The 10405-nt window shown below is 41.3% G+C and carries 11 protein-coding genes; 9 read left to right on the forward strand and 2 right to left on the reverse strand.

Annotation, left to right across the window (positions count from 1 at the left end):
• Positions 1–51 precede the first annotated feature (51 nt).
• From NFS43_RS21855 to NFS43_RS21870, 4 genes are all read left to right on the forward strand, one after another.
• Positions 52–1461 carry a S1C family serine protease gene (locus NFS43_RS21855; protein WP_277613994.1) on the forward strand — a complete coding sequence of 470 codons (1410 nt, stop codon included), beginning with the start codon at positions 52–54 and terminating at the stop codon, positions 1459–1461.
• A gap of 22 nt (positions 1462–1483) precedes the next feature.
• Positions 1484–2371, forward strand: a complete 888-nt coding sequence (locus tag NFS43_RS21860) for a peptidylprolyl isomerase (RefSeq protein ID WP_251554992.1) — start codon at positions 1484–1486, stop codon at positions 2369–2371.
• Between the two features lie 380 nt (positions 2372–2751).
• Complete coding sequence (locus NFS43_RS21865; protein ID WP_251554993.1) at positions 2752–3330, forward strand: YitT family protein; 579 nt, start codon at positions 2752–2754, stop codon at positions 3328–3330.
• Between the two features lie 57 nt (positions 3331–3387).
• A complete protein-coding gene (locus NFS43_RS21870; protein WP_251554994.1) occupies positions 3388–3894 on the forward strand; it encodes a mismatch-specific DNA-glycosylase in 507 nt (168 codons plus the stop codon).
• A 32-nt stretch (positions 3895–3926) separates the two neighbouring features.
• Here NFS43_RS21870 and shc read toward each other — a convergent pair whose 3' ends face one another.
• Entirely contained in the window at positions 3927–5795 is a 1869-nt protein-coding gene (gene shc, locus NFS43_RS21875) for a squalene--hopene cyclase (protein WP_251554996.1), read from the reverse strand.
• Between shc and NFS43_RS21880 the strand changes: the two genes are divergently transcribed.
• From NFS43_RS21880 to NFS43_RS21900, 5 genes are all read left to right on the forward strand, one after another.
• Complete coding sequence (locus tag NFS43_RS21880) at positions 5742–7007, forward strand: DUF2515 domain-containing protein (RefSeq protein ID WP_251554998.1); 1266 nt, start codon at positions 5742–5744, stop codon at positions 7005–7007. The genes shc and NFS43_RS21880 overlap by 54 nt on opposite strands.
• Entirely contained in the window at positions 7000–7389 is a 390-nt protein-coding gene (locus NFS43_RS21885; protein ID WP_251555001.1) for a CBO0543 family protein, read from the forward strand. The genes NFS43_RS21880 and NFS43_RS21885 overlap by 8 nt, the downstream gene beginning before the upstream one ends.
• A 223-nt stretch (positions 7390–7612) precedes the next feature.
• Positions 7613–8056, forward strand: a complete 444-nt coding sequence (locus NFS43_RS21890) for a peptidylprolyl isomerase (RefSeq protein WP_251555003.1) — start codon at positions 7613–7615, stop codon at positions 8054–8056.
• A 101-nt stretch (positions 8057–8157) separates the two neighbouring features.
• Positions 8158–8940, forward strand: a complete 783-nt coding sequence (locus NFS43_RS21895) for a divergent polysaccharide deacetylase family protein (RefSeq protein ID WP_251555005.1) — start codon at positions 8158–8160, stop codon at positions 8938–8940.
• A gap of 144 nt (positions 8941–9084) precedes the next feature.
• The gene (locus NFS43_RS21900) at positions 9085–9843 is read left to right on the forward strand and encodes an exodeoxyribonuclease III (protein ID WP_251555007.1); all 759 of its coding nucleotides are present in this window, start codon (positions 9085–9087) and stop codon (positions 9841–9843) included.
• Between the two features lie 75 nt (positions 9844–9918).
• On the opposite strand, the gene NFS43_RS21905 is transcribed toward NFS43_RS21900, so the two are convergent.
• Positions 9919–10056: a hypothetical protein gene (locus NFS43_RS21905; RefSeq protein ID WP_251555008.1), complete on the reverse strand. Its 138-nt coding sequence runs from the start codon at positions 10054–10056 to the stop codon at positions 9919–9921.
• Positions 10057–10405 lie beyond the last annotated feature (349 nt).

Here is a 10405-nt window from a genome sequence, read left to right on the forward strand (position 1 = left end):
CTGGTACAGTATAGACAAATACAAGAAATAAGAAAAAGGAGATCGATTGTGATGGAATTCAAACATGAAGATGAGTTTGAAACAACCCAATCAAACGTGGCAGAAAACAGAGAAAATCAACAAAACGATGAGGATAAAGAGTTAAAAAACTTCATTGAGGGTGAGGAAGCATCAGTGGAGCAAATGACCCTGGAGGAATCAAAAACGGCTGATGAACAGCTTGAAACTGCAGTGTCTTTGTCCAAGGAAGAAACAAGGACAGCCGCTAAAACCGACAAAAAAACATCGAAAAAATATCCGATGAAAGGGATAGCTGCTACGGTCGCTGCTGGGGTCATTGGATCTGTCCTAACCTTGGCAGTACTTCCGCATACGGATTATTTGCAAAACTTTTATCCGGATGCTGTGGGCCAATCCGCCAACAGCAGCACGGGTGGAACCTCTGCCAAGGTAAAACCTGTGTCGGCACAGCCTTCAGCTGTTTCTTCAAGTTCGATAGCGGATACTGTTGAACAAGTTTCGAAGGCAATTGTGGGGATTGTAAACTTTCAGCAGAGCAGCCAGTCAGGCAGCTTTTATGGAATGCCTAGTTCTTCAGAAAACGTGGAAAGCGGCTCTGGGTCGGGGGTTATTTTTCAAAAAAATAGCGACAGTGCCTACATTGTGACCAACAATCATGTCATCGAAGGAGCGGCTGAACTGGAAGTATCCTTATACGATGGAGAAAAAACGAAAGCGGAGGTTGTTGGTTCTGATGCCTTGACCGACCTTGCCGTGTTAAAAATTGACAGCAAGTATGTCACCGATGTAGCAGTTTTTGGGGACTCATCGACCTTGCGTCCTGGTGATCAAGTGTTTGCCATTGGTAATCCATTGGGAAGTGAATTATCCAGAACAGTGACCCAAGGGATTGTAAGTGCCATCAACCGCAGTATTAATGTTACCACCTCTGCCGGCAGCTGGGACACCAATGTTATCCAGACAGACGCTGCCATCAATCCAGGCAACAGCGGCGGTGCATTAATCAACACAGCAGGGCAAGTCATCGGAATTAATAGTTTGAAAATTTCTGAGGACGGCGTCGAGGGATTAGGTTTCGCAATTCCAAGCAGTGATTTTATCCCAATTGTCAACCAACTCATTAAGGATGGGAAAATTGAACGGCCTTATCTAGGGGTCAGCCTGGCAGACTTAGACCAAGTTCCGCAGGTATATTGGGACGGTGTTCCGGACTCTGTGACCAAAGGAGTCATGGTAATGGAAGTCGAACAAAACTCAGTAGCTGACAAAGCTGGTTTGAAAGCTAGAGATGTGATCGTTTCTATGAATGGAACAGAGATTGCGAGTTCCTCAGATTTAAGAAAATATTTATATACAAAAGTGAGCAAAGGCGACCAAATCAAATTCGAAGTGTACCGTGATGGGGAGAAAGTCTCTTTAACCGCCACATTAACGGATTAATTTAAAGGAGAAATTATTCATAATGACATTTTTAAAAACCAATAAAAAAATTGTTTCAGCCATTCTGGTCTTAGTAGTCGCTTTGGCTGTTATTCTCGGCATTACCCTGAAAAAAGACGAAGCAGTTGCCAAATTTAATGGCGAAGCGATTACCAAAGATGAATTGTATAATGAAATGGTCAAACAATACGGCTCTGCAACAGTTGATCAAATGATTGCTGATAAAATAGTGGCTGCAGAGGCTGAGAAGAAAAAAATCTCGATATCGGACGATGAAGTCGATAAACAGATTGATGCTTTAAAGGAATCGTACGGCGGGGAAGACATGTTTAATCAAATGCTTACAAGCAACAATGCCACTCTTGACCAAGTGAAAAAGGATTTAAAAGACTACCTGACTATCAAAAAGCTGCTTGAACCACAAATCAAAATTACCGATGAAGAAATGAAGACTTATTTTGAGGAAAATAAAGACTCATTTGCTGAACCTGAGCAGGTAAAAGCAAGTCATATTCTTGTGGCCGATGAAGCAACAGCCAAAGAAGTCAAACAAAAGCTGGATGAAGGTGCTGATTTTGCGGAATTAGCGAAACAATATTCAACTGATGAGGGTACAAAGGAAAATGGCGGAGAACTGGGCTACTTTGGAAAAGGTGATATGGTAGCAGAATTTGAGGATGCCGCATTTTCTTTAGAAGTGAATAAAATCAGTGACCCGGTAAAGACGGATTATGGGTACCATATTATTAAAGTGGAAGATAAGAAGGAAGCAAAGGAAGCCAATTTTGAAGACAATAAAGCAACCATTAAAGATACTTTATTGGATCAAAAATTAGACTCCGAATATACCACTTGGCTGGAAGATAAGAAAAAAGACTATAAGATCGAAAATAAGTTAGAGAAGGCGTAATGGGTTGAGTCTTTTATGGCAGATCCAAAATTCAGGTAAAACTAAAGGGCGAACGAAAAGTGTTCGCCCTTTTTGTCATGAAGAAATACAAGGGGTGCCAATCCCTATTGTTTTTGATGTATGGCGGATATCCTAGAGACGATGATCTAAGGAAATTTGTTTATCGAAGAAGGTTTTTATACTGAAAAAGATATCTGAATTAAGAGTTTAGGGGAAATAAAAGAAAACCTCAGTGAGAATGTTCCTTAAAATAGTGGAGAGGACTGTATAAAATGGGTTCCATAGTGGGACCCATTTTTGTATCTCTGGAATCAACCCGTATGAAGTTCCTTATTGCCACATATAAGTGGTAATAAAGTAATTGGACAAGGGATGGTTTGATGCTGAAGAAATTAGCAGTCATTGGTTTTGGCAGTGCCATGATAGGAATCGGGATCAATGGATTTATTCTTCCGTACCATTTGATAAGCGGGGGGTTTTTTGGCATTAGTTTATTATTAAATTATCTATTTGACTATAAAGCAGGGATCACTTTTATTCTCCTAAATATACCCGTTTACTTCTTTGCCTTTAAGTCGGACAGGGAATATTTTTATCATGGTGTCATCGGTGCAGTTTGTTCTGGATTCATGATTGAATTGTTGCTGCCGTTAAGCGGGAACGTCCATTTGCCTATTATCAGCAGTATTATCATTGGAGCCATTGCCATAGGGATCGGGGCAGGTGTCATGCTCAGAAATCACATAAGTCCTGGCGGGATTGAATTGCTCGCATTGCTCATTTCGAAATGGTCCCATCTAAACGTGGGAATTATCGCTTTTAGCATCGATACAGCCATTATTATGACAGGACTTATTCTACTTGGAGATCCAAAACTGTTATATTCTTTACTAATTGTCTCCATCATTGGCCTCGTAATCAGCATTATCACCTCCTTTGTATGGAAAGGAAATGGATAAGATTGTGATAAAATAAAAAAATGATACATTTTTCATTTTAAAGGAAGGCGATCATCATTGAAACCAGTCCCGGATCGGATAAAAGAAGATCTAAAGGTTTTGTTTGTCGGATTTAACCCTAGTATCCGCTCTAGTGAAACAGGCCGCCATTTTGCAAATCCAAACAACCGGTTTTGGAAGATTCTCCAGGAGGCAGGATTAACGCCAAGGAAGTTCCAAGCTGCTGAGGATGAACTGCTATTGGATTTAGGCTTTGGCATAACCAATATTGTTTCGCGGCCGACCAAAGCGGCAGATGAGATCACAAATCAGGAGTATAAAGAAGGAAAAGAAATATTAAAACAAAAGATTGCCCGATTTAAGCCCAGCATCATCTGTTATGTAGGGAAGGGGGTCTATCAACAATTCAGCGGAAATAAAACAGTGCCATGGGGTGTTCAGAAGGAATCGGTTGTGCCGGGAACCATTGATTTTGTAGCTCCTTCTTCAAGCGGATTAGTTCGAATGAGGGTCGACGAAATTGTAGAGATTTATAAACAACTTCCGTCATTGATTAACCAATAAAAAACATCAGCGGAGATGGGTTCCGCTGATGTTTAGAATTCGCCGCCAAACTTTTGCTGATAATGTGCAAGGGTGATAAGAGGAAAAATATAGCGATAACTATGGTAGTGGATATAAAATGCTCCCCCCATGCCTTGCCCTTTAGGATATTCTGTCGTCCAATCTTGTTTTTCTATGGAATAGACTAAAAAAGCCATTCCTTTTTTGATTTCAGGCGTGGGTTTGCTGGATGCGGCAATCAAGGCATCAAGGACCCAGGCAGTATCGGTTAATGTACTGGCTTGAAGCGGAACATAGGTATTGACTGTATCACTGTGGCATGATTCACCCCACCCTCCGTCTCGATTCTGGATACTTGCAAGCCAGTGGAGCGCTTTTTGAATACTTGGATGGCTGCTGGGGACGCCTGCAGCCAATAATCCTGTAACAGCAGCCCATGTTCCGTATATATAACAAATTCCCCATCTTCCATACCAGGATCCATCCTTTTTTTGATCTTTTACTAACCATTCAATGCCCTGTTTCAGGACGGAATGGTCTCGAGGAAGATTGGTATAATTCCCGAAAAACTCCAACGTTCTTCCAGTAAGATCGGCACAAGACGGATCTGCCAGTAAAAATTCCCCTTTATCTAGCGGCAGAAACTCAAGCAGTTTTGTATCGGCATTTCTTTCAAATGCCGGCCAGCCGCCGTCATCATTTTGCATGGAAAGTGCCCAATTAATTCCCTTTTCCCACGCGCCAAGCTGGGATGTAGCGATTCTTGAGATGGACCGGAGTGAGGCGGTTGTATCGTCTACATCTGGGTTCATGGTATTCACATCCGAAAATCCCCATCCTCCCGGCATTGTTTTGGGATTATGGATAACCCAATCACCGAATTTCTGATGCTGCCGGCTAAGCAGATACCGATTTGCTGCTTGAACCATTGAATCCTCTGGAGAAATCCCTGCTGTTTGTAATGCATAACTAATCAAAGAAGTATTCCAAACATGGGCGGTCGTGTATTGAACGTGAGGATGCCCATTGATGTCACAAGTCATTGACTTAATTCCCTCAATCGCATTTTTAATTATTGCATCTGTTTTTTTAAAGCCCAAAGCAAGCAGAGCAAAAATCATTAAAAAGGTGGAGCTATAGTAGCTATAAAAGGTGCCGTCTGGTTCAATTCGGTCGAGCATATATTTTTTGGCCCGTTCAATGGCAATTCGGCGCAATTCATCGGGAAGACCAACAAGACGTCTAATGCCATCTTCGAAAAACGACAGCAGGGACCGCCATTCATCCGACCGAACCCATTGCACATCCTCATTCCGGTTTAAATGCAGTTCCCTCAAATCTGGGGCAGCCTTTGTTTTAATGGAAAACTTTTTTGAGGCGAGAATCATAATAGGTGTCAGGTTCGCTCTTCCAAAAACGGAAAAGGAATAGAAATTGATCGGAAAGCTGGTTGGCAGCAATATCACTTCGATTGGCACTGGGGAGTGCCGAGGCCATGGATATTGACCAGTTAAGGCCAGCATTATTTTGGTGAAAATACTCACCTCTTTAAGCCCGCCTCTGGATAATATAAATTTTTTCGCAGCCCTAAGACGGGGATATTCTTTTTGATAAAACCCTGAAAATAGGAGGGCGTAATACGCCTCAACGGTAGCTGTTATATTCCCATCCCCTTCATCATAAAAAAGTTTCCAAGCTCCATTTTTCTCCTGCTTGCTTAAGATCCTCCTGCAAAGTCCTTGGATCAATTCGTCATCATTTATCTCCAACGTCCGTAATAAAATGATCATATAGGCGTCTGTAGATATTCCTGTATTGAATGGGTAACTCCAGGAGCCCTCGGGAGATTGGTCCTTTCTAAGCTGTTCAATGATCCAATCCTTACTTGTTTTCATATCCATCCTTGCATGCCCACCTCTCCCAATTATGTTCTTAGGCTATACATATTCCCTTTAGGCAAGGACGATTCACAGGGGAGGGAAACTGCCATTTTTTTTATCAGAAGCAGGGAAAAATCGCCGGTTGAACGAATTCGGGATGAATTAAAGAAAAAGAGCAAAAAATCAACCGTTTCCAATTATTCTTTAACTTCAAGCGAGAGGATGCTAATAGAGACGGTTGAGAAGGCAACTGCCCAGCATAATGTGAACAATGTGACCAGGACAAAAGCTTATCTTGATTTTTACTTGCGCCACCCCGAAATTCATTGGGCTTTTTTGGGCCATATGGTCTCTCGCAATGGCGGCTATAACATGACGGATTTGAAGGGTGAATTTCTGACAAAGCTTTTGTCAAAAAAAGACAGAAACTCATTTTTTGCTTTCTTAGAACGTGGAAATTGGCTCATTTTTCAGGATGTCTACCCGCAGTTCCTGTTATATGAAGAAAGTATCAAACAGAACAAGCCATTATTTTACTTATTGCCAAGTTTACATGTTTCTTCATTTATAGAGACAGTTTGGAACCATCTATGGCGGGGGGAGGACAGCTATACGCTTTGTATTGCGTTGGTCATCAATGAGCAGAATTACTTGGAAAAACGAGTGGTGCAAAACCCGGTTTATCAAAAGGAGGTCTTAAATAAATTCGAATTTATTATCCAGGATTTGCTCTCCTTTAACCACATCTTGTTTCCTTACGGCTCCAATCAATTAAGGGGACAGACCCTCCATCAATTTAAATTGCTCCATGAGCGGATATTGCTTGGAAAAAGGTTGTACTCTGTTTTATTTCATGATCAAGAAAGACTCAGCCAGACTGTAAGCTGGGCAAAGAAACACCCGCATACGGGATCAAGAAAAGACTATTGGCCGCATATTTTTAATAATGTAAATGAGGGAATTCCGGGACTGACTTTTCCGCTTCGATTAAAAGCCTGCAAGCTGCGGAAGGGAGCCAGAAAATTTTATAGTCCGAATTTGGAGCATGCCTGGAAAAATGTGAGACAGCCGGAAGCTGAGCAAGGGGATTGGTATGACGACTGGCGTGTTGTGGAATATCTCGAGGATGACCATGTTTGCATGGATGGGGAGATTGAAAGTGACTACTGTAAAACACTCGAGCGGCTTGAAATTGCCGCATTGGCTAAAAAGACGATTAACTTTTTTGAATAAACATAGTTTGGCGGCTGCACTGCTTGCAGCCTTATGGAGTACTTATTTAGATCTGTATTTTGTGGGAAAAGGCCTGTACGCCTTTCCTTGGCGGCCGTTTGCAGAATTGTTTCCTATTAATATTCTGTTTACTTTAATCGTCCTGCCAATTTTTATGATGATTTTTTTGTATTGGGCCGCCCAAGTAAATGGCTGGGGAAAAGCAGGGATGATCCTGTTTATCAGCTTATTGATGACGATTCTGGAAAAATTTGCGGAGCAGCTGGGGCTGTTTAACCATTCGAAGGAATGGCAGCATCTTTATACATTTATTGGATATTTACTCTTTTTAACCGTAATCATGGGCTTTCATAGTTGGCTGCGCCGTTCTGCAGATGAATAAAAAAGCCGAGACTAATGTCCCGGCTTTCCCAGTGCCGCAATTGGCACCAGCCCCTTCCGTCCGTACAGTGGTTAAGTGTCCCGCAACAAGCGAATGTTCGGAAGGGGTAAGCTTATTTTACGATAAGTTTGGAAGAAATAGTACTGGAAATATGTGCATTACTTTCTTTTCTTCTTAGGACAGTGTATGATAAAAGTGATTTTGTACATAAGGAGTGTTAACAATGGCGAAAAAAGGATACATATTAATGGAAAATGGAGAGAAGATTGAGTTCGATCTGTTCCCCAACGAGGCACCAGGCACAGTGGCAAACTTTGAAAAATTAGCGAATGAAGGCTTCTATAATGGAGTCATTTTCCATCGGGTCATTCCTGGTTTCGTAAGCCAAGGCGGCGACCCAACTGGAACAGGTATGGGCGGCCCGGGTTACACGATTAAATGTGAAACTAAAGGAAATCCACACAAGCATGTCCCAGGAGCTCTTTCCATGGCGCATGCCGGAAGAGATACAGGCGGCAGCCAATTCTTTATCGTTCACGAATCACAGCCGCATCTAAACGGTGTGCACACTGTTTTTGGACAAGTTACTTCCGGATTAGATGCTGCTAAAGCAATGAGAAATGGCGATAAAATGACAGAAGTGAAAGTATTTGATACAGAAGAATAGTCAATCAGAGAGAGCCTTGCCGCTCTCTTTTTTTTATACTGTCGTAAACTGGACGTGTTTTGGGAAAAATACCTTCAAAAGAAAGCTTTGGAGGTTATGGCTTGAAAAAATGGATAGGTTTTCTAATGTTGATTTTATTTACCCTTCCCGCTTCATCACTGGCAAAAGAATCAGAAACAGCAGATTTGAAGGCTGCCATAATAATTGATGATTTCGGAGGAGGAATTGGGGGAGTCCGTGATTTCTTAGAAGGAGAAATCCCGATAACGGCTGCCGTCATGCCTTTTACTGAGAACTCGAAAAAACATGCGGAGTGGGCGTATAAGAATGGAATAGAAGTAATGGTCCATCTGCCAATGGAGCCGAAACGGGGAAAAAGATCATGGCTTGGACCGAAACCAATTACCGTTAATCTTACAACTAAAGAAGTCAAGCTGCGTGTATACGAGGCAATTAAAAGTGTTCCTCATGCTGTGGGGATTAACAACCATATGGGCTCCCGGGCGGTGGAGGATGAGAGAATTGTCCGAGCAATTGTTGAAATTGCAAAAGAGAAAAACCTCTATATTGTTGATAGCGGGACAAGTCCCAAATCAAAGTTTCCAGAAATAGCGGAAGAATTAAGGGTGCCACTTTTAAAAAGGGATGTCTTTCTTGACGATATTTCATCCTCCACCTATGTCAGAAAGCAGATGATTCGGCTGGCAAAGATAACCGAAATTAAGGGGACTGGTATTGCCATTGGACATGTAGGAGTAACAGGAAAGGTTTGTTCAGCAGGGATATTTCAATCATTGAAGGAGTTTGATAAGCGCCGTATTAAAATAGTACCAGTTTCTGAACTGTTTACGGATCAATTAAAACAGAATTTACTACCCGATTAAAGGCAGCTCCTTTGCTGCCTTTTACTTTTGGTAATACAAAAATCTTTTCACAATGAAATCAAGCTGGTAAAATGGCATCTGTTAACCAATAAAAATGACTGATGACATAGATAAATTTTTCATTGGAGAGGAAGGGCACGATTGATGAAACTAATATCATGGAATGTAAATGGCCTTAGGGCATGTGTTAAAAAAGGCTTTTTAGAATATTTTAATGAAGTCGGTGCCGATATTTTTTGTGTTCAGGAAACAAAGCTTCAGGAGGGGCAAATTAGTTTGGATTTGCCTGGGTATCACCAATATTGGAATTATGCTGTCAAAAAAGGATATTCAGGGACAGCGGTTTTTACCAAAGCTGAACCGCTTTCTGTACGGTATGGCGTTGGCAGTGATGAAACGGAAGAAGAGGGTAGAATTATTACATTGGAGTATGAAAATTTCTTTCTGGTCAATGTCTATACCCCTAATTCGCAAAGAGACTTGGCAAGACTAGCTTACCGACTTGAGTGGGAGGACCGAATCCTTTTGCATCTGCAAGAATTGGACAAAGTTAAACCGCTTATTCTCTGCGGGGATTTAAATGTAGCCCATCAAGAAATTGATTTGAAAAATCCTAAGTCAAATGTAGGTAACTCGGGCTTCACAAAGGAAGAGCGCGGTAAAATGACCACATTACTTGAAGCAGGTTTTGTTGACAGCTACCGTTATGTATACCCGGACAAGGAAGGGGCTTATTCATGGTGGAGCTATATGAATAAAGTGAGGGAGCGGAATATTGGTTGGCGAATTGATTATTTCATAATTTCCAACCGCTTATGTGAACTGGTCCAAAATGTGGATATTCATTCCCAAGTAATGGGCAGTGATCACTGTCCAGTAGTTCTTGAAGCCGATATAGGATAAGCAAAATTATTCGCCATATTAGAAGGGCGAAACCAGAAGCCTTTGTACATATTTTAAGATACAAAGGCTTCTGGTTTATAATTCGTTAAGAGCAGTGCCGATTTCATCATATTCAGGCAGGAGTTCGTTTTCTGCTGTCATGGGCTTTTGCTCATGATCTGCAGTCCAGCTGGAGACAACGTCACTTTCCTGGTTCTTCCTGTCTATAGCCATTGTTGCACCATCCTTTCAATAAAAAAGACTACACCTCAATATTATTACCTTTTGGAAATGGATTTAACCGCTGTATATGGAACCATAATCTTTGGCCATGAACAAAAAATAGTATTGACGATATGTCAATTGGGTAGTATTATATTTATTGTTGTTAGCGACAAAATGACTCAAATAATTTGTTTGAGTTGTTCCAATTGGCGATTGACAACAACGAATAGTTATGTTATTATATTTAACGTCGCTAATTGATAGATTAGTAGGCAGATATGATTGTTCTTTGAAAACTAAACAAACAAAAACGTCAACAATAAAACATTCGTTTCTTTTTGAAACGAAGCCAACGTTA

This window comes from Neobacillus muris, from assembly GCF_943193175.1.
Taxonomy (GTDB): domain Bacteria; phylum Bacillota; class Bacilli; order Bacillales; family Cytobacillaceae; genus Neobacillus; species Neobacillus muris.

Coding starts and splice junctions, on each gene's coding strand:
- NFS43_RS21855 (WP_277613994.1), top strand. CDS start 52: ATGGAATTCAAACATGAAGATGAGTTTGAAACAACCCAATCAAACGTG.
- NFS43_RS21860 (WP_251554992.1), top strand. CDS start 1,484: ATGACATTTTTAAAAACCAATAAAAAAATTGTTTCAGCCATTCTGGTC.
- NFS43_RS21865 (WP_251554993.1), top strand. CDS start 2,752: ATGCTGAAGAAATTAGCAGTCATTGGTTTTGGCAGTGCCATGATAGGA.
- shc (WP_251554996.1), bottom strand. CDS start 5,795: ATGGATATGAAAACAAGTAAGGATTGGATCATTGAACAGCTTAGAAAG.
- NFS43_RS21890 (WP_251555003.1), top strand. CDS start 7,613: ATGGCGAAAAAAGGATACATATTAATGGAAAATGGAGAGAAGATTGAG.
- NFS43_RS21900 (WP_251555007.1), top strand. CDS start 9,085: ATGAAACTAATATCATGGAATGTAAATGGCCTTAGGGCATGTGTTAAA.
- NFS43_RS21905 (WP_251555008.1), bottom strand. CDS start 10,056: ATGGCTATAGACAGGAAGAACCAGGAAAGTGACGTTGTCTCCAGCTGG.